The 25655-nt window shown below is 68.0% G+C and carries 25 protein-coding genes; 16 read left to right on the top strand and 9 right to left on the bottom strand.

The genetic code is table 11. The features are described from left to right. Positions 1–41 precede the first annotated feature (41 nt). The 9 genes from DMB37_RS22485 (at position 42) to DMB37_RS22445 (ending at position 8732) form a co-directional block, all read left to right on the top strand. Positions 42–1817, top strand: coding sequence for an FAD-dependent oxidoreductase (locus DMB37_RS22485; protein ID WP_135234397.1), 1776 nt, complete (start codon positions 42–44; stop codon positions 1815–1817). A gap of 57 nt (positions 1818–1874) precedes the next feature. Next, positions 1875–2498: a pyridoxamine 5'-phosphate oxidase family protein gene (locus DMB37_RS22480; protein ID WP_135234396.1), complete on the top strand. Its 624-nt coding sequence runs from the start codon at positions 1875–1877 to the stop codon at positions 2496–2498. Between the two features lie 69 nt (positions 2499–2567). Further along, entirely contained in the window at positions 2568–3800 is a 1233-nt protein-coding gene (locus tag DMB37_RS22475; protein WP_135234395.1) for a MurT ligase domain-containing protein, read from the top strand. Next, positions 3800–4510 (top strand): type 1 glutamine amidotransferase, encoded by a 711-nt coding sequence (locus tag DMB37_RS22470; RefSeq protein ID WP_135234394.1) that lies wholly within the window; start codon positions 3800–3802, stop codon positions 4508–4510. Before DMB37_RS22475 ends, DMB37_RS22470 begins: the two co-directional genes overlap by 1 nt. A gap of 113 nt (positions 4511–4623) precedes the next feature. Next, positions 4624–5370: a DUF2637 domain-containing protein gene (locus DMB37_RS22465; RefSeq protein ID WP_135234393.1), complete on the top strand. Its 747-nt coding sequence runs from the start codon at positions 4624–4626 to the stop codon at positions 5368–5370. Between the two features lie 60 nt (positions 5371–5430). Further along, complete coding sequence (locus DMB37_RS22460; RefSeq protein WP_135234392.1) at positions 5431–5865, top strand: hypothetical protein; 435 nt, start codon at positions 5431–5433, stop codon at positions 5863–5865. A gap of 130 nt (positions 5866–5995) precedes the next feature. Continuing rightward, positions 5996–6913 (top strand): ABC transporter permease, encoded by a 918-nt coding sequence (locus DMB37_RS22455; protein ID WP_370465177.1) that lies wholly within the window; start codon positions 5996–5998, stop codon positions 6911–6913. Next, a complete protein-coding gene (locus DMB37_RS22450) occupies positions 6910–7977 on the top strand; it encodes an ABC transporter substrate-binding protein (protein ID WP_135234391.1) in 1068 nt (355 codons plus the stop codon). The genes DMB37_RS22455 and DMB37_RS22450 overlap by 4 nt, the downstream gene beginning before the upstream one ends. After that, positions 7974–8732, top strand: coding sequence for an ABC transporter ATP-binding protein (locus DMB37_RS22445; RefSeq protein WP_135234390.1), 759 nt, complete (start codon positions 7974–7976; stop codon positions 8730–8732). Before DMB37_RS22450 ends, DMB37_RS22445 begins: the two co-directional genes overlap by 4 nt. A 12-nt stretch (positions 8733–8744) precedes the next feature. Here DMB37_RS22445 and DMB37_RS22440 read toward each other — a convergent pair whose 3' ends face one another. The 4 genes from DMB37_RS22440 to DMB37_RS22425 form a co-directional block, all read right to left on the bottom strand. Further along, positions 8745–9119, bottom strand: coding sequence for a type II toxin-antitoxin system VapC family toxin (locus DMB37_RS22440; RefSeq protein ID WP_135234389.1), 375 nt, complete (start codon positions 9117–9119; stop codon positions 8745–8747). Beyond that, positions 9116–9373, bottom strand: coding sequence for a type II toxin-antitoxin system Phd/YefM family antitoxin (locus DMB37_RS22435; protein ID WP_135234388.1), 258 nt, complete (start codon positions 9371–9373; stop codon positions 9116–9118). The genes DMB37_RS22440 and DMB37_RS22435 overlap by 4 nt, the downstream gene beginning before the upstream one ends. 122 nt (positions 9374–9495) lie before the next feature. Further along, positions 9496–10410, bottom strand: a complete 915-nt coding sequence (locus tag DMB37_RS22430; RefSeq protein ID WP_135234387.1) for a transglutaminase family protein — start codon at positions 10408–10410, stop codon at positions 9496–9498. Continuing rightward, positions 10407–13328 (bottom strand): circularly permuted type 2 ATP-grasp protein, encoded by a 2922-nt coding sequence (locus DMB37_RS22425; protein WP_135237757.1) that lies wholly within the window; start codon positions 13326–13328, stop codon positions 10407–10409. Before DMB37_RS22425 ends, DMB37_RS22430 begins: the two co-directional genes overlap by 4 nt. A 410-nt stretch (positions 13329–13738) precedes the next feature. Here DMB37_RS22425 and DMB37_RS22420 point away from each other — a divergent pair, with 410 nt between their 5' ends. Both DMB37_RS22420 and DMB37_RS22415 read left to right on the top strand, forming a co-directional pair. Further along, positions 13739–13945: a hypothetical protein gene (locus DMB37_RS22420; RefSeq protein ID WP_135234386.1), complete on the top strand. Its 207-nt coding sequence runs from the start codon at positions 13739–13741 to the stop codon at positions 13943–13945. Between the two features lie 25 nt (positions 13946–13970). After that, the gene (locus DMB37_RS22415) at positions 13971–14615 is read left to right on the top strand and encodes a hypothetical protein (protein WP_135234385.1); all 645 of its coding nucleotides are present in this window, start codon (positions 13971–13973) and stop codon (positions 14613–14615) included. A gap of 13 nt (positions 14616–14628) precedes the next feature. On the opposite strand, the gene DMB37_RS22410 is transcribed toward DMB37_RS22415, so the two are convergent. The 3 genes from DMB37_RS22410 to DMB37_RS22400 are packed head-to-tail and all read right to left on the bottom strand — an operon-like array spanning position 14629 to position 16275. Then, positions 14629–15246: a LysE family translocator gene (locus tag DMB37_RS22410; protein ID WP_135234384.1), complete on the bottom strand. Its 618-nt coding sequence runs from the start codon at positions 15244–15246 to the stop codon at positions 14629–14631. A 58-nt stretch (positions 15247–15304) separates the two neighbouring features. Beyond that, positions 15305–15913, bottom strand: a complete 609-nt coding sequence (recR, locus tag DMB37_RS22405; protein ID WP_135234383.1) for a recombination mediator RecR — start codon at positions 15911–15913, stop codon at positions 15305–15307. Positions 15914–15933: 20 nt separating this feature from the next. Continuing rightward, a complete protein-coding gene (locus DMB37_RS22400; RefSeq protein ID WP_107653711.1) occupies positions 15934–16275 on the bottom strand; it encodes a YbaB/EbfC family nucleoid-associated protein in 342 nt (113 codons plus the stop codon). A 166-nt stretch (positions 16276–16441) separates the two neighbouring features. Here DMB37_RS22400 and DMB37_RS22395 point away from each other — a divergent pair, with 166 nt between their 5' ends. Genes DMB37_RS22395 through DMB37_RS22385 form a run of 3 tightly spaced genes read left to right on the top strand, consistent with a single transcriptional unit; the run spans position 16442 to position 18260 of the window. Beyond that, the gene (locus DMB37_RS22395; RefSeq protein WP_135234382.1) at positions 16442–17023 is read left to right on the top strand and encodes a hypothetical protein; all 582 of its coding nucleotides are present in this window, start codon (positions 16442–16444) and stop codon (positions 17021–17023) included. A gap of 54 nt (positions 17024–17077) precedes the next feature. After that, positions 17078–17893 carry a MerR family transcriptional regulator gene (locus DMB37_RS22390; RefSeq protein WP_135234381.1) on the top strand — a complete coding sequence of 272 codons (816 nt, stop codon included), beginning with the start codon at positions 17078–17080 and terminating at the stop codon, positions 17891–17893. Between the two features lie 16 nt (positions 17894–17909). Beyond that, the gene (locus tag DMB37_RS22385; protein ID WP_135234380.1) at positions 17910–18260 is read left to right on the top strand and encodes a VOC family protein; all 351 of its coding nucleotides are present in this window, start codon (positions 17910–17912) and stop codon (positions 18258–18260) included. Between the two features lie 57 nt (positions 18261–18317). On the opposite strand, the gene DMB37_RS22380 is transcribed toward DMB37_RS22385, so the two are convergent. Continuing rightward, entirely contained in the window at positions 18318–18752 is a 435-nt protein-coding gene (locus tag DMB37_RS22380; protein ID WP_135234379.1) for an SRPBCC family protein, read from the bottom strand. Between the two features lie 207 nt (positions 18753–18959). Between DMB37_RS22380 and DMB37_RS22375 the strand changes: the two genes are divergently transcribed. Both DMB37_RS22375 and DMB37_RS22370 read left to right on the top strand, forming a co-directional pair. Next, a complete protein-coding gene (locus DMB37_RS22375; protein WP_135237756.1) occupies positions 18960–20399 on the top strand; it encodes an FAD-binding oxidoreductase in 1440 nt (479 codons plus the stop codon). Next, entirely contained in the window at positions 20396–21712 is a 1317-nt protein-coding gene (locus tag DMB37_RS22370; RefSeq protein WP_135234378.1) for a class I SAM-dependent methyltransferase, read from the top strand. The genes DMB37_RS22375 and DMB37_RS22370 overlap by 4 nt, the downstream gene beginning before the upstream one ends. A gap of 7 nt (positions 21713–21719) precedes the next feature. Here DMB37_RS22370 and DMB37_RS22365 read toward each other — a convergent pair whose 3' ends face one another. Further along, positions 21720–25298, bottom strand: coding sequence for a serine/threonine-protein kinase (locus tag DMB37_RS22365; RefSeq protein ID WP_135234377.1), 3579 nt, complete (start codon positions 25296–25298; stop codon positions 21720–21722). Positions 25299–25655: the final 357 nt, after the last annotated feature.

Below are 25655 nucleotides of genomic sequence, written 5' to 3'. Positions count from 1 at the left end.
AACGTGTAACAAAGGTCCCGAGGCTAGGCACAGTGCGGCGCATGGCAGATGATCGGTGGACCGTATCGCGGAGGACAGTGCTTCGCGGAACGGCTACAGCGGGGGTAGCGACAGCGGGGGCACTGCTGACCGGTGCGCTGAGATCGGGGCCTGCCGCCGGTAGTCCGAGCGGTCGGCGAGTCGCGGTACTCGGCGGTGGCGTAGCGGGCTTGACCGCGGCGCACGAATTGATCGAACGCGGTTTCCAGGTAACGATTTTCGAGCGCCGCGCCTGGGGCGGCAAGGCGCGCAGCGTGCCGGTGCCGGGCACCGCCTCCGGCGGCAGGCCGGAGTTGCCCGGCGAGCACGGTTTCCGGTTCTTCCCCGGCTTCTATCAACACGTGCCGGACACCATGCGCCGGATCCCGTTCGCGGACAACCCCGATGGCGTGTGGAACAACCTGGTCGCGGTGCCGGAGGCGCGCTTCGCCCGGCGCGACGGCGACGATTTCCGGCTGCCGCTGGGCCCACGAGCCCGAATGGCGTTCAACCCGGACAGTTTCCGGGAAACCCTCGGCGCCGCCCTCGCCACCACCCTCAAAATGCCTGGCAGCGAAGGTGTCTACTTCGCCAATCGGCTGCTGGTGTTCAACAGCAGCTGCGATGCCCGCCGCCTCGGCCAGTGGGAACACACCTCCTGGCGCGACTATGTCGGCGGCCACGTGCGCTCCCACGAATTCCGCGCGCTGCTCTCGCGCACGCTGACCAGCATCATGGTCGCCGCGAAGGAGGACGTCGCCAGCGTCCGCACCATCGGCAACATGGGCGAACAGTTCCTGGGCAATCCGGCCGAGATCGGCAACGACGGCGGACTCGACCGAGTGCTGAACGGGCCGACCAACGCCGTCTGGATCGACCCGTGGCTGCAGCGGATGCGCGAGCTCGGCGTGCAGTTCGAGCTCGGCGCCGAGGTGCGCGGGCTCGAGGTGCGCGACCGCCGGATCGCCGCGGCCCGCATCGTGGACCGCACCGGCACCCAGCGCACCATCGACGCCGACTATTTCGTGGTCGCCGTGCCCGCCGAGCAGGCCCGCGCCCTCTGGTCGCCCGACGTGCTGGCCGTGCGGCCCGAATTGGCCGCGATGGACCGGCTTTTCAGCGACTGGATGAACGGCATCCAGTTCTATCTGCGCACCCCCGCCGACATCTCCCGCGGCCACACCGCCTACATCGACGCACCGTGGGCGCTCACCTCGATCAACCAGAACCAGGTGTGGGCCCGCAAATTCAGCGAGTTCGGCGACGGCACGGTGCAGGACTGCCTGTCGGTCGACATCTCCGACTGGAACACACCGGGCATCCTTTTCGGCAAGCCCGCCAAGGAGTGCACGCACGAGGAGATAGCCCGCGAGGTCTGGGCGCAGCTGACCGCACACCTGGACGACCGCGGCGACCTGCTGCGCGAGGCCGACCTGCACTCGTGGTTCCTCGACCCCGGCATCACCTGGCTGCCGGACCAGCGGCGCAACACCAACGCCGACCCGCTGCTGATCAATACCGCAGGCTCGTGGGAGTTCCGGCCGGAACCACACGGCGCGCTCGAAAACCTGTTCCTCGCCGGCGATTACGTGCGCACCAATGTTGACCTGGCCACCATGGAGGGTGCCAACGAGTCCGCCCGAGCGGCGGTGAACGCGCTGCTGGACGTGGCGGGCTCGAACGCGCAGCGTTGCCGGATGTTCACGCTCTACCGGGCAACCGAACTCGAACCGCTGCGCCGCATGGACGCCGACCGCTACGCCGCGGGCCAGCCCAACATGTTCGACCTCCAGCTCTGAGGCGACCGATCGACCCACCGCAGCACCGGATTCGGCACGACGATGCTTGAATCGGGTATGCGTGCGATCACCGACCCGGCCGAACTGCGACAACTGCTCGGCGAGGTGCCACCCCGCGCCGCGAACAAGGAGCGGGTCGCGCTGCACCCCAGGGACCGCGACTGGATCGCCGCCAGCCCGTTCCTGGTGATGAGCACCAGCGACGCAGCGGGCAACTGCGACGCCTCACCGAAGGGCGATCCGGCCGGCTTCGTGCGGGTGCTCGACGACCGCACCCTCGCGATTCCCGAGCGTCCGGGCAACCGGCGGGCCGACGGGTACCTCAACATCCTCAGCAATCCACACGTCGGCCTGATGTTCGTCATTCCGGGCCGCAGCCAGACCCTGCGGATCAACGGCCGCGCCGAGCTCGTCGGTGACGCCCCCTACTTCGACGACATGGTGGTGCGCGGCCACCGCCCGATTCTCGCCGTGCAGGTCGAGATCGAGCAGATTTTCTTCCACTGCGCGAAGGCCTTCCTGCGCAGCCACCTCTGGGAACCGAAGCAGTGGCCCGAGGACGGGTTGCCCTCGTGGGCCCACCTGGTCAAGGAAGTCCAGACCGACACCACCGAGAGCATCGAGGAGCTCGAACACCACTACGCGCCCGCCAACTACAACGCCAAGCTCTACCAGGGCTGAGCGGCCCGGGTGGGCTACGCCACTGGACCGGGCCGCGCCGGGAACCGGCGCCGAACATAGACTCGCGGCGTGGCAGACATTTCGGTGCGTGGGCGTATTGCACTGCGGGCGGCGGCGGCAGCGTCGTGGGCCTCGCAGAAGGCGGGGCGCGGCAAGGGATCGATGATCGGCGGGCTCATCGCCCTGCAGATCGACAAGACGATCATGGGCCAGCTCGGCCGTGGCAAGCGCACGGTGCTGATCACCGGCACCAACGGCAAGTCGACCACGACCAGGATGACCACCGCGGCGCTGAGCACGCTCGGCGTGGTCGCCACCCAGGCCGACGGCGCCAATATGGACGCGGGCATCGTGGCCGCGCTCAGCGTGCATCGGGACGCGCCGCTCGCGGCGATCGAGGTGGACGAGCTGCACCTGCCGCACGTCACCGACGCGCTCGACCCGGCCGCCGTCGTGCTGCTGAACCTGAGCCGCGACCAGCTGGACCGGGTCGGCGAGATCAACATGATCGAGCGCAAGCTGCGCGCGGGCCTGGCTCGGCACCCGAACACCGTGGTGATCGCCAACTGCGACGACGTGCTGGTGACCTCGATCGCCTACGACCACCCGAACGTGGTGTGGGTGGCCGCGGGCAGCGGCTGGTCGATGGACGCGACCAGCTGCCCGCGCAGTGGTGAGCCGATCCTCTGGGAAGGCGCACACTGGCGCAGTACGGGTGCGGATTTCGAACGGCCCGAACCTGATTGGTGGCTGGACGGGGACGACCTGGTCGGCCCCGACGGCCAGCGGTTCCCGCTGAAGCTGGCGCTGCCCGGCCGGGCCAACCGGGGCAATGCCGCACAGGCGGTGGCCGCGGCGATCGCGCTCGGCGCCGATCCGGCGGCCGCGGTCACCGCGACCGGCACGGTGCGCGAGATCGCGGGACGGTATCGGACGGTGCAGGTCGGCGAGCATGCGGCACGGCTGCTGCTGGCGAAGAACCCGGCGGGCTGGCAGGAGGCGCTGTCGATGATCGAGCCCGCCTCGGCCGGGCTGGTGATCGCGGTGAACGGGCAGGTGCCCGACGGCGAGGACCTGTCCTGGCTGTGGGACGTGCGGTTCGAGCACTTCGAGGGCGTGCAGGTGGTCGCCTCCGGTGAGCGGGCCACCGATCTCGCGGTGCGCCTCACCTACGCCGGCGTCGAGCACACCACGGTGCCGAACCCGTTGCGCGCCATCGCCTCCTGCCCGGCGGGCCACGTCGAGGTGCTGGCAAACTACACCGCATTCCGGGATCTCAATCGCGACCTCGAGGCGAAGTAATGACTGAATCGACCGTCCGCATCGGTCTCGTACTGCCCGATGTGATGGGCACCTACGGTGACGGCGGAAACGCGCTGGTGCTGCGGCAGCGGTTGCGGCTGCGCGGCTACGACGCCGAGGTCGTCGAGATCACGCTGGCCGACCCGGTTCCCGACTCGCTGGACATCTACACCCTTGGCGGTGCGGAAGATTCGGCGCAGCGGCTGGCGACCCGGCACCTGCAGCGCTACCCGGGCCTGCAGCAGGCGGCCGCGAAAGGCACTCCGGTGCTGGCCATCTGCGCCGCCATCCAGGTGCTCGGCCAGTGGTACGAGACGTCCACCGGCGAGCGGGTCGACGGCGTCGGCATGATCGACGTCACCACCGCGCCGCAGGCCAAGCGCGCGATCGGCGAGGTGACCACCGCTCCCCTGCTCACCGGGCTCAGCGCGGCGCTGACCGGTTTCGAAAACCACCGGGGTGGCACGAAACTCGGCGGTGACGCGACCGGGCTGGCCCGGGTGACCCGCGGGGTCGGCAACGGCGTCGGTGACGGGCTCGAAGGCGTGGTGCAGGGTTCGGTGATCGGCACCTACATGCACGGCCCCGCATTGGCCCGCAATCCCGAACTCGCCGACTTGTTGCTGGCGCGTGCGCTCGGCGTCGCGGAATTGGCGCCGCTGCCGATGCCGGAGGTCGAGCAATTGCGCCGCGAACGCTTGCGCGCGTAGGTTACTCCGCCCGCGGGCAGCACAATGCCAGGTCGCGTCGTGATTGATCGACAAACGCGACTCGACCGATAGGCTCCGGTGTCTGCGGCTATTTGCACGCTACGCTCCCCGCTATGACGACGATCACGCCGGGGTCACCTGCCGAATCAATGACGCAGCCGGTAATGCCACGCCGTCCACCGATTTGGGTCCGCTGGCGCAGCCTGCTATGGCCGCGTCCGTTGTATCTGTCGCTGATCGTTTCCTCGGTAGTGGCGCTCAAGGCGTTCGAGATGTCTTTTGCCGCACTGCACCATCTGGCCGTTCGCAACCTGGTGGAACCCGAACTGGCGGCGAATGTGCCGATCGCCATCGACGGTCTCGTTGTCGGCTCCATCGTCGCCACCGCGTCATTTCCCAAACGCAGCGCGGGATGGTGGTATGCGACGGGGCTTTTCGTGGTCTCGACGCTGGTTTCGGTCGCCGGAAATATCGAATACGCGCGGGAAATCGGCGGCGGGCCGGTGTCGTTGATCATCTATGCCGGAATGCCACTGACCCTGCTCTTCGCAGTGCACCTGACCCTCATCCTGCTGGCACGCAACAGTGCGACACGACGCGCCACCGTCGTCGCGGAATCCGAGCAACTCGCGGTTGACGATGCACCGGAGCTGGTGACGTCGCCGCAGCTCAACGGCCATACCCCGAGCAACGGGCAGGCAACGGCCAACGGGCACGCGCAGAGCAACGGACACGCACAGAGCAACGGCAACGACCATCCGCAGACCGGGCCCGCGGCGCCCTTCGCCACCGGGCCGAACACCCCGATGCGTTTCAACACCTTCGACGCCGACGGCCGAAAGCTGGTCAACCACCGATAATCACGCCGCGACGTCCGGGTAGTTATTCACTCACGCTCGACTACTTCGATGGAGAAAACAATGTCTCTAACAGTCTGGCAGGACCAGGACGTCGATCAGTTCCGTGAAGTAGCAAGCAGACTCGCCTCGGTGATCCAGAGCAGCGTGGATCGTTCGGGTGCGCTGAGCCAGCTCACCGAGGCGGTGGAAAGCGGGGACGCGTTCACCGACCTGTTGATCGAATTCGCCGGTCGCTGGTTCCACGAGACCGGCGGGCAGTCGGTGTTGATCGGGCCGGAATTGTTCTGGCTGCTGTCGGAACCGAACCTCCGCAAAGGCATCAGCAGTGCGCTGCGCGGCCCGGAAGCCGCGCCCGATCTGGAGTACTCGGTGAGCAGGCGCAGTCGAAAACTGTTGCTCATCTGCGTTTTCGAGACATTGGCGCAGAACCAGTGGCTGGCGGGCAACATCGGCGAGCACGTCGGCATGAATGGCAGCGTCAACGGAATAGGGTGATCGGCACCTCGCGGACCCGCCGCGACCCATTAAGTTCACGGCGTTTCTAACTCTCCCCTCGGCACCCTCGCCACCGATAGCGTCGAGGTTTGCCGAGTGTTGAGGAGAGTGCCGTGTCCGAGGTGGGCCTGTGTCGGCGTGGACCGTCACCGAGCGCCGCATGACCGCGATCAGCACCCCGGACACCCAGCCGGTCCAGGCGGACAAGCCTGCCGTCGCACCGCGGCGAGCGCGCGACTATCGCCGTCTGCTGGCTCCGGCGCTGACGCGGGTCGCGGCGCTGGCGCTCGTGCTCGGGCTGTGGGCGGCGATCACCGCGGCTGGATTGGTCGATCCGCTGTATCTGCCGTCGCCGCGGGCGGTGTGGGACGCGTTCATACGGGCCAACTCTCGGCATCCGATCGCGCCGGGCGTGGACCGCACGGTGATCGGCGAGCAGAACTACTACCTGTGGGAGCATCTGCTCGCCAGCTTGCAGCGGATCGCCGCCGGTGTCGGTATCGCGATCGTGGTCGGGCCGCCGGTCGGCTTCGTGATGGGGATGCTCACCCCGGTGCGGCTGGTCACCGAGCCGATCCTGAACTTCCTGCGTTCGCTGCCGCCGCTGGGCTATATCGGGCTGTTGATCGTCTGGTTCGGCATCGGTGATCTGTCGAAGGTCTGGCTGCTGTTCCTCGCCGCGTTCCCGCCGATCGCCATCGCGACGCTGAGCGGGGTCACGGGGGTCAAGCAGGACTATCTCCATGCCGCCCGCTCGCTGGGTGCCGGTCGCGCCCAGGTCATCTCGCGCGTGGTGCTGCCCGCGACGCTGCCCGAGGTGATCGGCGGCATCCGGATCGCCACCGCGTTCGCCTGGACCACCGTGGTCGCCGCGGAGCTCAACAACGGCATACCCGGCATCGGCAGCCTCGCGTATATCGCGGGCACACAGCTGAATACACCGCTGACCATCGCCTGCATCATCGTGATCGGCTGCGCGGCGCTCGTCCTCGACTCGGTCATCAAATTTCTTGGTACCAAAGCAGTTCCGTGGAAAGGCATAGCATGAATGCCGCAGTCCGTCGCATGGTCACGACCGGCCTCGCCGTGGCCGCCGTCGTTGCGACGACCGCCGGGTGCGTCGAGTCCGGCCGCGGCGACACCGGAGTCGACGGGGCGCAGGCGAGTTGTCCGTTCGCCGCGGATGCCAGCGTTACCACGCAGGCGCGGATCGGATTCCAAGCCATCCCCAATGCCGATCTGCTCGTGAAAGATCGCGGCCTGCTGGCCGCCTGCCTGCCGAACGCGAAAGTCACCTGGAGCCAGTTCTCCTCCGGGGCCGACGTGGTCCAGGCGTTCGGTGCAGGCAGCCTCGACATCGGCACCATGGGGTCGAGCCCGGCGACCAAGGCGCTGTCCGCGCCGTTGCGGCTACCGGTGCGGGTGCTGTGGATCCACGATGTGATCGGCAAGTCGGAATCGCTGGTCGCCAAGGACAAGTCGGTCAGTACGCTGGCCGGACTGCGCGGCAAGCGCATCGCGACACCGTTCGGCAGCACCGCGCACTACAGTCTGCTGGCCGCGCTCGGCAAGGCCGGTCTGGCCGCTGACGTGCAGGTGATCAACATGGCGCCCGATGCGATTCCCGGTGCCTGGAACGGCGATCAGATCGACGCGGCCTGGGTGTGGGATCCGACGCTGTCGAAGCTCATCGAGGCAGGCGGTCATCTCGTCACGTCCAGCGCCGATACCGCGGCCGCGGGCGCGCCGACCTTCGATCTGGCGGTCGCGAGCACGAAGTTCCTCGACGAGAACGCGCGCTTCGCGGTGGTGTGGGCGAAACTGCAGGACTACGCGGTGACCCAGTTGCGGAGCAAACCGGAGGAAGCGACCGTGTCGATCGGCGCACAGCTCGGCATCGCGCCCACGCTGGTCGGGCCACAACTGGCCGGATATACCTACCTCGGCGCGGCCGAGCAGGCCGACGCGAAATACCTGGGCGGCGGATTCGCCGCCGATCTGCGCAAGACGGCCGAATTCCTGCTGACCCAGGGCGGCATCGACTCGGTCGGCGACGAAAATGCCTACCGCAGTGGTATTTACGCTGACGCGGCCAAGGGTGCGTCCGCGTGACCGCGCCGGATGCGCACCGGGTCGTCCTCACCGGCGTGAGCAAGAGCTACCGAGGTGCCGACGGTCCGACGCAGGTGCTCGCGCCGACCGACCTGACCATCGAGAGCGGCGAATTCGTCTGCGTCGTAGGGCCTTCCGGCTGCGGCAAGTCGACCCTGCTGAACCTTCTCGCCGGATTCCTGGAGCCGACCGAAGGCACGGTACGGGTCGGCGGCCGCCCGGTCACCGGCCCCTCGCCCGACCGCGGCGTCGTCTTCCAGCAGCCCAACCTCTACCCCTGGCTGTCGGTCCGGCAAAACGTCGAGTTCGGCCCCAAAGTCCGTGGCGTACCGCGCGATGAGCGCCGCACCGAAGCCGAACGCATGCTCGCCCTGGTCGGCCTCGACCACCTCGGCAACCGCCGCCCCTACGAACTCTCCGGCGGCCAGCAACAACGCGCCCAAATCGCCCGCGTACTCGTCAACGATCCCCAAATCATCCTGATGGACGAACCTTTCGGCGCCCTGGACGCCCTGACCCGCGAAAACCTCCAGGACGAACTCCGCACCCTCTGGCGCGACCGCAGAAAAACCGTCCTCTTCGTCACCCACAGCATCGACGAGGCCCTCCTGCTCGGCACCCGAGTCCTCGTCATGGGCACCCGCCCCGGCCGCATCATCTACGACAACCCCACCCCCACCCAAACCCGCACCCACCCCGCCTTCACCCACATGCGCGACGAAGTCTCCGCCCACATCTACGCCGCCCACGCGTAGCAGGGCACTGCGTCACGCGGCGAGAATCGGGACCTCGTACTTCTGGCACCACGTGTCATGGGTGACCAGCGTCAGACCTTCACATTGCGCCTGCGCCACCAACATTCGGTCGAATGGATCGCGGTGGATCAACGGCAGCCGACCGGCCAGCGTCGCATGCTCGGCGCTGATGGGCAGCGGAAGGAACCCGCTGCCCATGACGTGCTCGGGCAGGTCGATCGGCCCGGTCAGTTTCCCCAGGGCTTGTTTGATGGCGACTTCCCACACCGTCGCCGCGCTGACGTAGATATCCGGATCGTGTTCGATCCGCTCCTTGAGATCATCGGACAGCGCGGGATCGTCGGTCAGCCACCACACGATCACGTGGGTGTCCAGCAGGAGTCTCATACCGTCGTGCCGAAGTCGTCGGCGATCTGTGCGTTGGTCGCGTCGGAGTCCCAGTCGGCAGCGAGCACGAGTCGCCCGCGCAGTGAGCCGCGGCCGACCCGGTTGACTCGCCGGACCAACGGGACCACTTTCGCGACGGGGTGACCGGCGCGGCTGATGACGATCTCCTCACCGTGTTCGACCCGCTCGATGATGCGCGACAGATTCGTCTTCGCCTCGTGGATATTGAACTGCTCAGCTGCGCTGCCCGACATGATCCACCTCCTTAGCTAAGAGGTTAGTCCGGCAAGGTCCTGAGTGCAACGGACTTGCCCGTAACCATGGCCTGACCGGGGGCTCGGCGGCGCAACGGTCGTGGGCGACGAGCGCACGCGGATCAACTCGGTACCGGGGAGACGTCTACCGAGACGGTGATGGTGCTGTGTTTGGCGTCGGTGTAGATGATGCCGCGTAGCGGGGGGACGTCGGCGTAGTCGCGGCCCCAGGCGACGGTGACGTAGCGCTCGTCGCCGAATTGGTTGTTGGTGGGGTCGAAGTCGATCCAGTGGCCGGTTCGGTCGTGCTCGTCGGTGCCGGGGACCCAGACGGCGGCCCAGGCGTGGGTGGCGTCGGCGCCGATCATGCGGTCGCGGCCGGGGGGTGGGTCGGTGGCGAGGTAGCCGGAGACATAGCGGCCGGCCAGGCCGTGGGAACGCAAGCAGGCCAGGGCTGTTCGGGCGAAGTCCTGGCAGACTCCCGCGCGGGCGGCGAAGACGTCGGCGACTTTGGTGGAGACGGTGGTCGAGCCGGACTGATAGGTGAAGTCGGCGTGGATGCGGCTGGTGAGTTCGGCCACCGCGTCGAGCAGCGGGCGGCCGGGGGTCAGTGATTCGGCCGCGTATGCCCTTACCTCGGTGGTGATTTCGGGCGGGTGCAGATCGAGGGTGAACTCCACGGCGAGCGGGCCCGTCGCACCGGTCGGGCGGGCCAGTTCCCACGGGCGGCCCGCCGGACCGTCCGCGGCGTGGTCGCGGTGATCGACCTCGACCAGCGAGTCGCCGGTGACCACCAGCGTGCGATGGGGTGCGGTCACGTGGAAGTAGGAGGTGGTGTTGCCGTACACATCTGGGCCGATCGACTGGTCCGAGGGTGCCGGGTCGATCGAGATATCGTGCGAAAGCAGCTGCTGCCCGGGGAATTCGCGCGGCGTCAGGTAGGCACGCCCGTAGGAACTGGCGACCTCGTCGGAGTAGCAGTACGTGGTGCGGTGTGCGACCCGGTAGCGCCGGACCGAACCGACGCGGTCGGTCATCCGACCACCCGCGTGCTACCCCACAGCGGCTGGAAGCCCGCGGGCAGCGACAGTGTCGAGGTCTCGAACGAGTCGGACAGCTTGCGCAGCCGCAGATGCACACCCTCGAGCAGCTCGAGCAGCTCGGTGCGGGTGCCGTCCTCGTCGGTGACGTCGAGGTCGTCCGGGTCGACCCGGCGCAGCATGCGTTGCGCGTCGGCCAGCAGGCGTTGCGGCCGAGACGATCCCGAGGCACCGGGCAGGGTTTGCAGGTCGGCCTCGAGCCGATCCAGCTGGTAGGCCAGCGAACGTGGATTGGCGGTATCGAAGAGCAGCAGTCCGGCGACCGCGGAGATACGTACCGAATCACCGTGGCGCCGACGGTAACTCACCTGCGACTCGGCGGCCCGCAGCACCGACGTGGTGACCACCCGTTCGGCCTCGTCCGGGAACTCCTGCGTCAGTGCGGCCGACATCAGCGCGGTGAGCGCGAGCCCGCGCTCGATCCGTTTGCCGATATCCATGACGTACCAACCGGAGTCGCGCACCAGCGATTCGGCGCCGATGCCGGACAGCGACAGCAGCGCGGCCAGGGTCAGCGAATGCACCGCCGACAACGCGGCCTCGCGGTCGCCCTGGGTGCTCCGGTACTCCGTGAGCGCCCGATCCACGGCGCTCAGAATCATCCACGTGTCGGCGGACAGCTGATCGCGCACGGCCCGCGCGGCGTTCTCGTACCGATCGATGGCGAAGGCCAGCGAACCGGGCAGCTCACGGTCGATTGTCAACGCCGCCAGGTATTCGTAACCCTCCCGGGAGGCACCGGCCGTCGGCGGCGGGCCCAGCGACCCTGGCGCCGGAATACCCTGCTCCTGCGCCGCATTCGCCGCGGCAACGATCGCTCGCTGCAACACTCCCGGCCGGATCGGCACATGCGTTTCGTCGGCGGTATCCGCGTCCGCGACATCCGCCGCGTCGGATTCCGCCGAAACCGGTTTGCTCCCAACCGAATTCGGCGCACCCTCGTCGTCTGCGGGCAGCGGGCGGTCCGAAGACTGCGCCGCAACACCCGGCGAATCCTTTTCTACCGCACCACTATCAGCGTCCTCTTCGGCATCGCCCACCACCGCCGCCGGAGCAACGGTCGAGGTGGCGCGACCCAGCGCAGCCATCAACACCGGCATCGCCTCGGCCCCCTCCAACCACGGCCGGTAGCGGAAGTCCTGATACCGGTCGTGCGTGGCCATGAGCAGCCGGGCGGCCGACTCGGCCCGCTCCCCGTACCGCCCCATCCAGAACAGATCGTTGAGCACACGCGGAGAACTGACGGCCGCCACCACCGGGGCAGCACGCCGCTCGCGTTCCTCGTGCGGCGCCTCCGTACCGACCGCGGGCACCGGACTCGGCGCCGCCCTGACCCAAATGTCTTTGGCGGCAACCCTGATCACCGCGCGATCGGGCAACGTGCGCTGATGCAGCCGCCCCAGGCCGCCCGCCATCGCGGTGTACCCGCTGCGGCGCGCCATCGAGAACAGCCGCATGCCGACCGGCGCAGGCGCCAAGCCACCGTAACCCTCGACCGCGGGCGCCACCGAGAACTGCGCGGGTTCCTGCCCGACCCACTGCCAGCCGGTCTCCTCGATCCGGTCCCGCAGATCAGCACGCTGCCGGATCGACAATTCCGGCCCGAAGAGGGTGGCACCGTCGACCGCGGACCGAATGATCAACCGGTGCAGATTCTTGATCAGCTGCGCGCGTTCCTTATCGTCACCGCCCCAATAGGTCGGCGCGCTCTCCAATTGCAGGTCTTCCCCCAGCAGCGCCCGGGACAGGCGCGGCAGGAATCCGGTGAGCGCCGGATTCTCCAGCAGTCCACTGCCCAGCGTGTTCACCACGGTGACTGCGCCCCTGCGCAACACCTCGACCAGCCCGACCACGCCGAGCCGCGAATCCGGCCGCAGATCAAGCGGATCGGCGAACTCGGCGTCCACCCGGCGCAGCACCACATCGACCCGGCGCAGCGTGCCGAGCGAGCGCATCCACAGCGCGCCGTCGCGCACCACCAGATCCGCGCTCTCCACCAAGGCGAAGCCGAGCATCGAGGCGAGGTTGGCCTGATCGAACGCCGTCGCGGAGTGCACGCCGGGGCTCAGCACCACCACGAACGGATCGTCGGCCTCCCCCTGCGCCGATTCGATCAGCATCAACCGCATCGCCCGGGCGAACGGCGTCAGCGGGCGCGGATTGGAATGCTCGAACGCCTCCGGGATCGCGGTGGACACCACCCGCCGATCGGCCAGCGCGTACCCGGCGCCGGACGGGGCCTGCGCCCAGTCGGCGCTCACCCGGAACTGCCCGTCGCTCCACCGGCTGATATCGCAGGCGTGCAGGAACAGCTGGTGCCGACCCGGCACCGTAATGCCATGGGCGGCACGGACATAGCCGCGGTAGCCGAAGATCACCTCGGGCGGCAGCAGCCCGCCGGTGAGCGTGCGGCGCGGTCCGTAGACATCGGTGAGCACCTCGTCGAGCACCCGCGAGCGCTGCACCAAGCCCGCCTCCAACCGGGTCCAGTCGTCCGCGGAGATCAGCAGCGGGATCGGATCGAGCCGCCACGGCGTGGCCACCGCCTGCTCGCCCGGACCGAGCACCTCGGTGTAGGTGATGCCGTCGTCCTCGATCAGCCTGCGCACCCGGTTGTCCAGCCTGCCGAGGCCGGTGGTGCCGAGCTCGACGAAGTCGGCGGACAGCTCCGACCACATCCGGCGCACCTTGCCGTCCGCGTCGACCAGCTCGTCGTAGTAGCCCGCGGTGGGCCTGCCGCATTCGTCGTAGGGAGCGGTCTCGACGCCGCCGGTGCGGTACCGCGCGAACTGCTCGGCCACTTGCTCGCGCAGACCGGTCGCCGCGTCCGTCTCCCGCAGAGCGTCCTCGCGCATCGTCACCGCGCCGACCTCACTTCCGCTGCCAGACGTGCCTAACGGTTCGCTGACCGATCCCTGGACGGTCCACGCCCGCGCAGACCGAGCATGCCTTGTGCGCCGCCGACCCAACGATCTTGTTGTCATTTTTGCACGTAGCTCACCGCGATCCAGCCGTATCGCGATGAGCCCGGTCGCCTCGGAGCGCCGGTTGCGCGATGATTGCGCGACCACCGCACCGAACGGGGGCCGGCGCACCCGGTTGCGCCACGCGATAGTCGCGGTCGCCGCATCGACCGGAGGCTCGACATAGGCGTGCAGCCCGGGGTGCGCCACGCCCGGCCCGCAACACACATCGCCGACTTCCCCCGGCGTGGCTCCCGGAAGTGGTAGACAAAGATAACGAACCGATCACGTCTGGAGGTCACATGCGTGCGCCGGATTGTTCGTCCTGCGAATCCGCCGTCGACCACTGCCACGGCACCCTCATCGTCCATGCGGGCAGGCTCACCGAATGCACCGAAAACGACTGTGTCGACCTGGATTACGTCCGGCACACCTTCGTCGTGGACTGCGCCGACGTAGCGGGCGGCTGCGCCTGTGCCGAGCCCGGCACGGCCCGTCGCCTGGCCTGAACCGCGCCGTACGTACCCTGTGCGGGTGAGCTATGACCACGTCTTGCTGCCATCAGGTGTCGCGTCATCGATCGCCGAGGTGGACGCTTACCTCAGCACCCAGCAGGGACTCCCGGAGGCGGGCATGGTCGCGCAGATCGCGGCCGAACTGAACAAGGCCAATGCCGAGGTTCCCGAGGACGACAGCTTCCTCAGCGTGCACCCCATCGGCGGCGTCGCGACCGGCGCGGCGCTACAGGTGCCGTGCCCGTACGACGCGATCGGCTTCGTCCGCCAGCTGCTGTTCGCGATCGCGACGCCGCTGAACTACGCGGTCTACGATCCGCAGTTGGCCTGGCTGATCGATCCGGCCGGGCACGTGCCCGCGACGGTCACCCACGGCGGCGCAGGCGAGTTCCCCTACCTGACCAAGCCACTTGCCGATCAATGGGTTGCCGAGCTGGCCCCGCCGAATCCGTATCTGGTGGTGGAACGCGACGATCAGGTCTACATGCAGACCTATCGAGAGAAGACCGGCGCGTTCACCCTCGAGTATCGAGATGGCTCCCCGGACAAGCACTTCGGCACCACCGTGCTCGATGCGCCGACGGTGTCCGCGGTCATCTGGGACTGGGCCACCGACGACCGCAGCCGCATGCAGACGCTGCCGTGGTCGCGCGTCGAACTCTGAGTCGCGTTGCCGCCTACTGGTTTTGCAGCGCGAGGCGCCCGGCCAGCGCGATGAAGGAGACGCCGAACACCCGGCGCATCCAGGTCACCACCGTGGGCCGCGAGATGACGTGGCTGCGGACGGCCGCCGCGCACACGCCGTAGATCGCGAACACCACGAAGGTGGCGAGCATGAAGATCGCGCTCAGTTCGAGCATGCGCGCCAACGCGTTCGGTGAACCGGTGGGCACGAACTGCGGCAAAAACGCGAAGAAGAAGATGGTCAGCTTCGGGTTGAGGATATTGAGCAGCACCGCCGAGGTGATCACCTTGCGGGCCGAATAGGTGCTCTGCTCGCTGCCCTCCGGCACGGTCAGCGCGCCCTTGTCCCGGAAGGTGCTCCACGCCATGTAGATCAGGTAGGCGACACCGAGATACTTGAGGGTCTGGAAGGCGACCGCGCTGGTGTGCAGCAGCGCGGCAAGGCCGGTGATCGCCGCGAGCATGTGCGGGACGGTGCCCAGTGTGCAGCCGAACGCCGCGATCACGCTGGCCTTCGTCCCCCTGGAAAGACCGGCCGCCAGGGTGAACAGCGCGCCGGTGCCGGGGGTGGCGACGATGACGAGCGTGGTCAGCATGAATTCGATGCTCATCCCCGACACAGTAACCAGCGCGGGAGGCCCCGCAACCCCCCGAGATCAGGGGCAGGAGTCAGAGCGCGCGGCGGCCGGACAGCGCGCGACCCAACGTCAACTCGTCCGCGAATTCCAGATCGCCGCCCATCGGCAGCCCCGAGGCCAGCCTGGTCACGCTGAGGCCGGGGAAATCGCGCAGCATCCGGACCAGGTAGGTGGCCGTCGCCTCGCCCTCGGTGTTCGGGTCGGTCGCGATGATCACCTCGGTGACATCGATGCCGTCGGACTGATTTCCGATGCGCGCCAGCAATTCCCGGATCCGCAGCTGGTCCGGCCCGACGCCGCTGAGCGGGTCGAGCGCGCCGCCGAGCACGTGGTAGCGACCACGGAACTCCCTGGTGCGCTCGATCGCCTGCACGTCCTTGGGCTCCTCGACCACACAGATCATGGTGCGGTCGCGGCGCGCGTCGGCACAGATCCGGCACATCTCACCGTCGGAGACGGTGCCGCAGACCACGCAGAACTGCACGCCGTCGCGCACCTTCTGCAGCGCGGCCTGCAACCGGTCGATCTCCGGCGGCTCCACCTGGAGGAGATGAAAAGCGATGCGCTGCGCGCTCTTCGGACCGACGCCGGGCAGCTTGCCCAGCTCGTCGATCAGATCCTGAACCGGACCCTCGTACAACGGCTATGTCCCCGTGGCTCTCAGAAGCCCGGCAGCCCGGGCAGCGAACCGCCGCCGAGCCCACCCGAGAGCGGGCCGAGCCGCTCGGCCGCCACCTGCTGTGCGTTGGCCATCGCGTCGTTGACCGCGCCGATCACCAGGTCCTGCAGCGTCTCCACGTCCTCCGGGTCGACCGCCTTGGGATCGATGGTCAGCGAAACAACCTCACCGGACGCCTTGATGGTGACCTTGACCAGCCCGCCGCCGGCCTGGCCCTCCACCTCGGCCGCGGCGATCTCGGCCTGGGCCTCCATCACCGCCTGTTGCATCTGCTGGGCTTGGGCGAGCAATTGCTGCATGTCGAACTGACCACCGGGCTGCACGGCATATTCCTCTCTGGGGAAAGTGTCAACGATCAGCCTAGTCCTCGAGCTGGGGGCGGAACGCTTGGCCGGTAACAGGTTGGGTAAGTCCAGCTTCAGAACATCAAGATCGACCTAACATCAGTAGATAGGTCGGGAGACCGTGCGGCAGTTCTGGAGTACCGATATGAGCACGATGAGGGCACGTTTCCTGAGCACCATGGTGCTTTCCCTGGGGGTTCCCGGCATTTTTCTCGGCGTGGCCGCCCCGGCGGCGACCGCCGATGCGGGTGTCACCAACGCGGCCGCCGATTACGGCGGCGGCTGCCTCCTCGACCCGGACAACCGAGCGGTCACGATCGACTCGCTGCGGTTCCGATGCGGACCCGAGCAGCAGGACGCGATCTTCCGCGACGCCGAACGCGGCGCGGTACCGATGGGCGTGAAGAACGGCTGGGTGACCAGGCCGCCGACGATGCAGGGCGTCGCGCCCGCCTTCTGGATCGGCAAGACCTTCTATACCGGGCCCGACGGTGGCTATCTGATGAACCGGGTCACCGGCGCCGGCTACGAGGCCTGGCCCGCGAACGTCTACACCGCGCCCGCGCTGCTCGACGGCAGGCCGACCTGGGCACTGAACTACGACCCGTCCCCGACACCGCCGGTCTACGACGAGATCAGGGAGATCACCCCGGGTGTCTGGTTCGGCTACTCGTGGTGGCGGGGCGCGTTCCAGCACACCATGCTGCTGACCTTCGTGCTCGCCTGATCGACTTCGCCGAAAGTTGACTCTCCCCTGGCTGGAGGGTGTTCGCTGGATGGCATGACCGCGACTGTCTCCATCGGGGAGTTCGCCAGGCTGACCTACCTGACCGTGAAAACGCTCCGGTACTACCACGACATCGAACTGCTCGAACCGGTCGAGGTCGACGTCGGCTCCGGTTACCGGCGGTACTCGACCGATCAAGTGGCGCAGGCGCATCTGATCCGGCGCCTGCGTCAGCTCGATATGCCGCTGCCCGAGATCAAGGCCGTGCTCGCCGCGCCCGACGACGACGTTCGCAACGCCGCCTTGCGCGCCCACCTGGAGCGGATGGAGGCGGAGCTGGCCCGAACCCGAGCGGTCGTGGCCTCGCTGCGGTCGCTGCTCACCCAGGCCGCGCCGATCGCCGTCGAATACCGCTCGATGCCGTCCTTCCCCGCACTGGCGCTGGCCGAGGTGGTCAGCAGGGCCGATATCGGACCATGGTGCGCGGCGGCGTTTCCGCTGCTGCACTGGACGCTGGGCGCCGCAGGCCTGGAACCCGCAGGCGTCGACGGCGCCACCTACGCCATGGAGTTCTTCGAGAACGACATCGGCGAGGTGGTCGCCTACGTGCCGATCCCACCGGCCGCTCGAATCGAACCCGTCGGCCGGGCCTCGGTCATCGAACTACCGGCGCGCCGCTTCGCCATCGCGCTGCACGAGGGGGATTTCGAGGATTTCGACCGCACCTACGGCGCGCTCGGCAGCCACGTCGCCGAGCATGGCGGCGCGCTCGCCGAACCGGTCCGGGAGCGCTATCTGCTCAGCCCCGGCGACACCGACGACCCGAACACCTACCGCACCGAAGTCTGCTGGCCGATCGGCCTGCTCTGAGAAAGGGGAGAACCCCATGCCACTGTCGCTCGCGCACGTCACCGTCGACTGCCACGACGCCGCCGCCCTCGCCGGATTCTGGTCCGAATTCCTGGATCTGGCGGTAGATGAGGGCGCGTCCGAACACTTCGCCACCGTCGGCCACGCGGCCGGGGCCTCGCCGGTGCTGATGTTCATCCAGGTACCCGACAAGAATCCGGGGAAGAACGTGATCCACCTCGACTTCCACGCCGAGGAGTGGCATCAGTACGTCGAGCGCGCGATCAGCTTGGGTGCCAAGCGGATCGGCGACTTCAGCGAGTACGGCGGGCAGTGGACCACGCTGGCCGACCCGGAAGGCAACCTCTTCGACATCGGCGCGAAGTAGCCCACCGTGCGGCCCGGCACCTGGTGCCGGGCCGCACGCTGCGTCATGACCTGCGGGTCAGGCGAGTTCGCGCTGCAGGTTGCCGAGCACCTCGGCCTGGATCTTCTTCAGGCCGAGCGGCGCGAAGATGCCCTCGAAGATGCCGGCGACACCGCCCGCACCCTGCCAGGTGGTGCGCAGGGTGACCTGCGAGCCCGCGCCGTCCGGCGTGACGGTCCAGGTGTTCACCATGGTGGAGTTCGAATCACGCTCGGTGACAACCGAATCCGACACGGTGACGACGGCGTGCACGTTGCGCGAGCGCTTCTCGGTGGCCTGCAGCGTCCACTCCGCCACGGTGCCCGCACCCTTGCCGCCCTCGACCACCTTGTAGTCGCGGTAGTGCGCGGAGAGAATGCGCGGCCGCACCGTCTGGTAGTCCGCGATGGCGTCGAGGGTGCGCTGCGGATCCGCCGCCACGGCGATCGAACTGCTGGCGCTGACCTGTCCCACAATGAGCTCCTTGTCCGGGTACGGTATGTCGACCGGTGTCCATCCTGCCCTGCGGCGGGCGCCATACCGCATACCGGTCGAGTCGTGTGGCGAACTTCTCCGAGTCGGCCGATATTCCGGTTCGCAACATCTGCGTGACATTTCTCCCGAGACCCCGCCCTCGTGGTGGTCTCCGAATGCGGTGCGTACTAGCGTCGAAGGGTGGCAGTGAGTCTGTTGGGGAAGGCCGGACGCGCACCGGCCGCACAGGAATCCGGATTCGCCGCGCATCGGGCCGGTGTGGACCGACTGCTGGCGAGTTATCGCGCTATTCCCGCGAGCGCCAATGTGCGGCTGGCGAAGAAGACCTCGAACTTGTTCCGGGCCAGGGCGAAAAACCCCGCGCCCGGCCTCGACGTCTCCGGGCTGACCCAGGTGATCGCGGTGGACCCGGTGGCCAAGACCGCCGACGTGGCCGGGATGACCACCTACGAGAACCTGGTCGCCGCCACCCTGCCCTACGGCCTCGCGCCGCTGGTGGTGCCGCAGCTCAAGACGATCACCCTGGGCGGCGCGGTGACCGGTCTCGGCATCGAGTCGACCTCGTTCCGCAACGGCCTGCCGCACGAGTCGGTGCTGGAGATGGACCTCCTGACCGGCGCGGGCGAGATCATCACCGCCACCCCGGACAACGAGCACGCCGATCTGTTCCGCGGCTTCCCGAACTCCTACGGCACCCTCGGCTACTCGGTCCGGCTGAAGATCGAGCTGGAGACCGTGCAGCCCTACGTGGCCATGCGCCACCTGCGCTTCCACGACCTGCGCGAGCTGGAGCGGACCCTCGCCACCATCGTCGACGAGAAGACCTACGACGGTGAGCGAGTGGATTATCTCGACGGCGTGGTCTTCACCGCCGACGAGAGCTATCTGACCCTCGGCAGGCAGACCGACGAGCCCGGCCCGGTCAGCGACTACACCGGCATGGACATCTTCTACCGGTCCATCCAGCACGACGCCGACCGGCCCAAGCGCGACCGGCTCACCATCCACGACTACCTGTGGCGCTGGGACACCGACTGGTTCTGGTGCTCACGCGCGTTCGGCACGCAGAACCCGAAGATCCGCCGGTTCTGGCCGAAGCGGTACCGGCGCAGCAGCTTCTACTGGAAGCTCATCGCGCTGGACCACAAATACAACATCGCCGACAAGCTGGAGGCCAGGCAGGGCAACCCGCCGCGCGAGCGGGTGGTGCAGGACATCGAGGTGCCGGTGGAGCGCACCGCCGACTTCGTCGAATGGTTCCTGCGCGAGATCCCGATCGAACCGATCTGGCTGTGCCCGCTGCGGTTGCGCGAGACCGGCGCGCCCGCGACGACCGAGCGCACCTGGCCGCTGTACCCCCTCGAGCCGACCCGGACCTACGTCAATGTCGGGTTCTGGTCGGCCGTCCCTACTGTGCCAGGACAGCAGGAAGGAGCGGCCAACCGGGCGATCGAGCGCACCGTGACCGACTTCGACGGGCATAAGTCGCTGTACTCGGATTCCTACTACGACGAAGATGAGTTCGCGGCGCTGTACGGCGGCAATACCTACACCGATTTGAAGAAACGCTACGACCCAGACCAGCGGCTGCTGGATTTGTATTCGAAGGCGGTGCAACGCAAATGACGACATTCAAGGACCGTTCCGACGTCTTAGCTGACCTCGGAACCAAACTCAGCATTGCCGAGATCTTCGAGACGCTGATCGACGGCGAGGTACCGATCCGGCTGACCGCCTACGACGGCAGCACGACCGGTCCCGAGGACTCGAAGTACGGGCTGGAGATCAAGACGCCGCGTGGCATCAACTACCTGGCGACCGCCCCCGGCGACCTCGGCATGGCGCGTGCCTACATCGCGGGCGACATGACCGCCAGCGGCGTCCACCCCGGCGACCCCTACGACATCTTGAAGGCGATGGAAGGGTTGAAGTTCCATCGCCCGTCCGCGCTCGCACTGGTCACCATCGCCCGCTCGCTGGGCTGGGAGCGGCTCAAGCCGGTCGCACCGCCGCCGCAGGAGACACTGCCGCGCTGGCGCCGGATCGCGCTGGAAGGCTTGCGGCACTCCAAGACCCGTGACGCCGAGGCGATCCATCATCACTACGACGTCTCCAACAAGTTCTACGAGTACGTGCTCGGCCCGTCGATGACCTACACCTGTGCGTGTTACGGCGACGAGAACTGGACGCTGGAGCAGGCGCAGGAGAACAAGTACCGGCTGGTCTTCGAGAAGCTGCGGCTGAAAGAAGGCGACCGGCTGCTCGACATCGGCTGCGGCTGGGGCGGCATGGTCCGCTACGCGGCCAAGCGCGGCGTCAAGGTGATCGGCGCGACGCTGTCGGCCGAGCAGGCCGAGTGGGCCCAGCAGAAGATCGCCGAGCAGGGCCTGTCCGAGCTGGCCGAGGTGCGCCACTCCGACTACCGCGACATCCCCGAGGGCAACTTCGACGCGGTGTCCTCGATCGGGCTGACCGAGCACATCGGCGTGCACAACTACCCCTACTACTTCGAGTTCATGAAGGGCAAGCTGCGCGACGGCGGCCTGTTCCTGAACCACTGCATCACCCGCCCGGACAACACCAGGACCACCAAGGCCGGTGACTTCATCGACCGCTACGTGTTCCCCGACGGCGAGCTGATCGGGTCCGGCCGGATCATCTCCGAGATCCAGAACGTCGGACTCGAGGTGCTGCACGAGGAGAACCTGCGCGAGCACTACGCGCTCACCCTGCACGAATGGTGCAAGAACCTGGTGGAGAACTGGGACGCGTGCGTCGCCGAGGTCGGCGAGGGCACCGCGAAGGTGTGGGGCCTGTACATGGCGGGCTGCCGGCTCGGCTTCCAGCGCAACGTGGTTCAGCTGCACCAGGTGCTCGGCGTGAAGCTCCCGGAGGACGGTGACTGGACGGTGCCGCTGCGTCCGTGGTGGCAGCCGTAGTTGTCGCTTACTGCCCGTCCTGATCCAGGAGCTCCTCCAGGAACAGGGCGGGCAGTTCTATGTCTCCGGTATGCGCGGCGGCCGAGGGCATTTCGGCGCGCAGCACGCGCAGGATGGAGACGACGCCGGGGCCCGCGTCGAGCAGTGGCCTGGTCCAGCCGAGCCGGGCGCAGGTCGCGGCCGACGGCAACAGCAGGCCGGTGGCCTCGCCGACCCAGCCCGAGGCGGCCAGGCATTCGGCGAGCAGCAGCGAGGCGTCCAATTGTGCCCGGGGGCGGCGCTTTTCCAGCATCCGGCCGTGTAATGCGCGGGACCGGCGGACCGCCCGGTCGTCGGAGCCGAGCCTGCCGTGGGCCAGCAGCTCCCGGATCGCGGCGACCTCCTCGGCCTCCGCGGCCAGCACGGCGGCGCCGGTCATCCGATGCCCCGCGTGCAGCGGCGCCGACGGCGACTCGGGGCCGGCGAACTGATCGTCCGACTCGTCCAGCGGCAAGCCGAGCCGCAGCCGTTCGGCGCGGATGTGCGCGGCCAGCCGGAACAGCCGGTTGTCGTTCGCGATGCGCGCGCCCTCGGCGAGCCTGGTTGCGGCCGTGAACAAGTCGCCGCGTACCGCTTTGACCCGCGCACCGATGACGAATGTCGAGATCAGGAAGTCCACCGGGCCGACCCGGGCGGCCAGCTGATGGCTCTCGTCGAGCAGCCGGTCGGCGGTGTCGAGATCGCCGCGGCGGTAGTTCAATTCGCCGAGCATCGCCGAGGCCACCCGGACGGCATGCGAGCGTGGACCCGATCGCGACTTGGCGACCTCCCACGCCTGCTGGAAACACGCTGTCGCGGTAGGGATGTCGAGCTGTTCATAGGCGGCGGCACCACGGCCACACAACCCGAAGACCTCGCCGAGCGGATCCTTGGACCGGGCATGATATTCCGCCGCCCAGTCCTGGATCTCGCGAGCGCCGTCGAAGTCGAACTCGCACAGCCGCACGAACGAGGTCAGGTTCGCCGCCGTGGACACGGTCCAGGCGGGCAGCTCGTCCGGCTTCTGCAGGCAGTCCGCAACCCGATCCAGCACGCCTTCGGTGTGGTCGCGGGCGATCTGGTCGGCGGCGCCGAGCACGGCGGCCTGGCAGCGTTGCTGATCGACGTCCTCGTCGGTGGACGAGCCGCGGGCCAGGATGTTGGAGAGCCTGCCGAGTGCCGTGCGTGCCGCGCCGGATTGCTGCAGGTTCACGTTGGCCCTGGCCACCGCCATCAGCAGCTTGGATCGCGAAGCCACCTGCTGCATCGGCAGTTTCGATACCGTGCCGAGCAGCGTCGCCAGCCGGGACCGGTCGATCAGGTCCATGCCGCCGGTCTCCAGCAGATCCAGCGCCATCTTGAAGTCGGTGGCCGCCAGCGCGTGGTCGACCGATTTGCGCAGCAGCTGATGTTCGGCGTACCAGCGGGCAGCCTTGCGGTGCAGCGACTTCAACCGACCAGGCTGGGCACGTTCGAGCCGGGCCCGCAGGTGTTCGGCGAACAGTGGCTGCATCCGGAACCACTCCGGGTCGTGCACGATCCGGCGCACGAACAGCTCGCGCTGCTCGGCCTGCTCCAGCAGTTGCTCGGCGTCCGCGTCCTCGGACAGCGCCGCGGCCAGCGAACCGCACACCCGCTCGGTCACCGAGATCGACATCAGGAAGTCGAGCATCCTGGGTTCCAGTGTGTCCAAGACGTTTTCGGCGAGATACTCGCGGATGCCGTGGTTGCCCTCCGACAGATTCGCGATCAGCTGGGCGGGATCGGCATTGCCGCGCAGCGACAGGCTGACCAGCTGGATGGCGGCCGGCCAGCCGTCGGTCGCCGTGTGGATCTGCTCCACCTGGATGTCGGTGAGCGGAAATCCGTGGTGGCGCACCAGGATCTCTTTGGTCTCCTCGGTGGTCAGGCGCAGTGCCGACGAGCCGATCTCGACCAGTTCGTCGTGCACCCGCATCCGGCTGGTCGGCAGGCCGGCCTGCTCCCGGCTGGTCACCACGAAGCGCAGGTGGTGACATCCGTTGTCCAGCAATGATTCCATCGCATGCTGCGCACCCGGGTCGGTGACCCGATGCCAGTCGTCCACGACCACCACGATGGTGCTGCCGCTCGCGTGGATCTCATCGATGAGCGTGGAGATCACGAAGGCCGCCGCATCGGCGGGTCGTTCCTCGAGCGCCTGATCCAACCCGGTGCCCACGTCCGGGCGCACCCGGCGGATCGCCTGGATCAGATGGGCGAGGAACCAGATCTCGTTGTCGTCGTCGTGGTCCACGCCGATCCAGGCGACGGGGATGCCGCGCTCGGTCAGGTCGGTCCGCCACTGGGCGGCCAGGGTGCTCTTGCCGAAACCGGCGGGGCCGTGGATGACGGCGAGTCTGCGCCGCCCGCCCGCGCGAAGGATGTCCAGCAGGCGGGGGCGCGAAACCGGTTCCCTGGCCGGGGTCGGCGGCCGGAACTTGGTGGCCGCGGTCGGCGGCAGCGTGGTCGCCGAGCCGCCGGCGCCGGTGTGCTGGGATACCGCGGGGCGCAGCGTCAGCGGCCAGCTGCGCCGGGCCGTCACCGCGGGCCGGGACTGGGTCGGCGTCGCGGAGTCGCTGGGGTGGGCCACCGGCTCGGGCGCGGCGATGGTCTCCAGCAGCGCCATCTCGTCGGGCATCTGGTCGTGGTCGCGTTGCACCGCGCGCAACATCTGACCGAAGTCGTAAGCCGACACCGGGCGATCGTCGGGGTCGGTGGCCATGGCCTGCTGGATCACGTCGGCCACATCCGGCGGAATATCGTGCTCGCGCAGATCCGGTACCGGCTGGGTAGTGATCCGCAGGAACTGCGCGACCACCTTCTCCCCCGCCTGCCGCTCGAACGCGGCGTGCCCGGTGAGCAGCGCGAACAGCGTCGCACCGAGGCCGTACACATCGGAGCGGATGGTCGGGTCGTCGCCCTTGAGCACCTCGGGCGCGGTGAAGGCGGGCGAACCGGTGATCATGCTGCTCGAGGTCTGGAAGCCGCCGGGAATTCTGGCGATGCCGAAGTCGGTGAGCTGCGGCTCGCCGTAGCCGCTGAGCAGGACGTTCGCCGGTTTCACGTCGCGGTGCAGGATCTGGGCGCGGTGCGCGCTCTCGATCGCACCCGCCAGCTTCACCCCGGCGCGCAGCGAGTCGCTCCAGGTGAGCGGGCCCTGATCACGGATCACCTGTTCCAGCGAGCCACGGGTGCAGTAGGGCATCACGATGAACGGCAGACCGCTCATCGTCACGTCGACCTGCAGGATGTCCACGATATTCGGATGGCCGGACAGCCTGCCCATGGCCTGTTCCTCGCGCAGGAAGCGTTCGCGGCTCTCCACCTCGATCTCCGAGGAGAGCACCTTCACCGCGACAACCCGGTCCAGGGTCCGCTGGATGCAGCGATAGACCACGCCGAAGCCACCCCGGCCGATTTCCTTCGCCTCGGACAGCCCCATCGCGTCCAGCTCATCGGCGATCCCGATGAGCGGGTGGCGCTGGGTGTCCGAGTCGGCCGGGGTCGAGTCGGGACCGACCTTGCCCGACCGCGTCCGTGGATTCACGTGACCACCTCGAACTCACATCGAATCGGCGTCACCGGCAACCAACAAGCACGCTGACATGCGGACATCATCGAAATCCCCGCGCGATGTCCGATATGTCTGCGCATACTCCAACGTAGCGCGGGCACGGCACCTGGTGGTAAAAGTTTCGAAAGAGGATGTTTTCCACCTCGACCACCCCCTCATTGTCCCTGCTCAGCGCGCCGCCGCCGGCCTGGTCGCCGGTGCGCCCAGGAACGAGATTCGCTCTATTCCATTCTGACGCGTGGCGGGGCGGAAGGACGCAATTTCCCAGCGACCGGAAATTGTGGATCTTGTCCAGTGACCGGGACGCGCGGCGGGGCGAGCGGGCGACAT

The sequence above is a fragment of the Nocardia sp. CS682 genome (genome assembly GCF_004634405.1).
GTDB lineage: Bacteria > Actinomycetota > Actinomycetes > Mycobacteriales > Mycobacteriaceae > Nocardia > Nocardia ninae.
The sequence above is the reverse complement of the archived record's forward strand: the minus strand, read 5'-3'. Positions and strand labels throughout refer to the sequence as shown.

Bases quoted from the DNA above. Each gene is read 5' to 3' on its own strand.
- DMB37_RS22485 (WP_135234397.1), top strand. From the start codon at position 42: ATGGCAGATGATCGGTGGACCGTATCGCGGAGGACAGTGCTTCGCGGA.
- DMB37_RS22480 (WP_135234396.1), top strand. From the start codon at position 1,875: ATGCGTGCGATCACCGACCCGGCCGAACTGCGACAACTGCTCGGCGAG.
- DMB37_RS22470 (WP_135234394.1), top strand. From the start codon at position 3,800: ATGACTGAATCGACCGTCCGCATCGGTCTCGTACTGCCCGATGTGATG.
- DMB37_RS22465 (WP_135234393.1), top strand. From the start codon at position 4,624: ATGACGACGATCACGCCGGGGTCACCTGCCGAATCAATGACGCAGCCG.
- DMB37_RS22460 (WP_135234392.1), top strand. From the start codon at position 5,431: ATGTCTCTAACAGTCTGGCAGGACCAGGACGTCGATCAGTTCCGTGAA.
- DMB37_RS22450 (WP_135234391.1), top strand. From the start codon at position 6,910: ATGAATGCCGCAGTCCGTCGCATGGTCACGACCGGCCTCGCCGTGGCC.
- DMB37_RS22440 (WP_135234389.1), bottom strand. From the start codon at position 9,119: ATGAGACTCCTGCTGGACACCCACGTGATCGTGTGGTGGCTGACCGAC.
- DMB37_RS22435 (WP_135234388.1), bottom strand. From the start codon at position 9,373: ATGTCGGGCAGCGCAGCTGAGCAGTTCAATATCCACGAGGCGAAGACG.
- DMB37_RS22430 (WP_135234387.1), bottom strand. From the start codon at position 10,410: ATGACCGACCGCGTCGGTTCGGTCCGGCGCTACCGGGTCGCACACCGC.
- DMB37_RS22425 (WP_135237757.1), bottom strand. From the start codon at position 13,328: ATGCGCGAGGACGCTCTGCGGGAGACGGACGCGGCGACCGGTCTGCGC.
- DMB37_RS22420 (WP_135234386.1), top strand. From the start codon at position 13,739: ATGCGTGCGCCGGATTGTTCGTCCTGCGAATCCGCCGTCGACCACTGC.
- DMB37_RS22410 (WP_135234384.1), bottom strand. From the start codon at position 15,246: ATGAGCATCGAATTCATGCTGACCACGCTCGTCATCGTCGCCACCCCC.
- DMB37_RS22395 (WP_135234382.1), top strand. From the start codon at position 16,442: ATGAGCACGATGAGGGCACGTTTCCTGAGCACCATGGTGCTTTCCCTG.
- DMB37_RS22390 (WP_135234381.1), top strand. From the start codon at position 17,078: ATGACCGCGACTGTCTCCATCGGGGAGTTCGCCAGGCTGACCTACCTG.
- DMB37_RS22385 (WP_135234380.1), top strand. From the start codon at position 17,910: ATGCCACTGTCGCTCGCGCACGTCACCGTCGACTGCCACGACGCCGCC.
- DMB37_RS22370 (WP_135234378.1), top strand. From the start codon at position 20,396: ATGACGACATTCAAGGACCGTTCCGACGTCTTAGCTGACCTCGGAACC.